The organism is Streptomyces sp. HPF1205 (assembly GCF_020400825.1).
In the GTDB taxonomy this organism is placed as follows: Bacteria; Actinomycetota; Actinomycetes; order Streptomycetales; family Streptomycetaceae; genus Actinacidiphila.
Genome location: NZ_JAINVH010000134.1, coordinates 1 through 690 on the forward strand (window position 1 = coordinate 1; position 690 = coordinate 690).

The following is a 690-nucleotide window of genomic DNA, read 5'->3' on the forward strand; positions in this document are numbered from 1 at the left end:
CCGAAGGCGGAGACGGCGGCGCGGCGGGGGCCGTCGGTCTCGGGCCAGGCGGTGGTCTCGGTCAGCAGCCGCACAGCGCCGGCCGACCAGTCCACATGCGGGGTCGGCTCGTCCACATGCAACGTCCGCGGCAAGGTGCCGTGCCGCATCGCCATCACCATCTTGATCACACCCGCCACACCCGCGGCAGCCTGCGTGTGCCCGATGTTCGACTTCACCGACCCCAGCAGCAGCGGCCGGTCCCCGGCCCGCTCCTGCCCGTAGGTCGCCAGCAGCGCCTGCGCCTCGATCGGATCACCCAACGCCGTACCCGTGCCGTGCGCCTCCACCGCATCCACGTCCCCAGGCGCGAGCCCGGCACTGGCCAAAGCCTTACGGATCACCCGCTGCTGCGCCGGGCCGTTCGGCGCGGTCAGCCCATTGCTCGCACCGTCCTGATTGACCGCAGACCCCCGCACCACCGCCAGGACCTCGTGCCCCAGCCGCCGGGCGTCGGACAGCCGCTCCACCAGCAGCATTCCCACACCCTCACCCCAACCGGTCCCGTCAGCACCGGCCGCGAACGCCTTGCACCGGCCGTCGGCGGCAAGACCCCGCTGCCGGCTGAACTCCATGAACGTCGCCGGCGTCGACATCACCGTCACACCACCCGCGAGTGCCATCGAGCACTCACCGTTGCGCAGCGCCTGC

At 72.2% G+C, this 690-nt stretch carries 1 protein-coding gene; it reads right to left on the reverse strand.

Features of this window, described 5'->3' with window-relative positions; genetic code table 11:
* A partial coding sequence (locus K7G61_RS35975; RefSeq protein ID WP_225851359.1) for a polyketide synthase occupies positions 1 to 690 on the reverse strand: 690 nt, incomplete at both ends.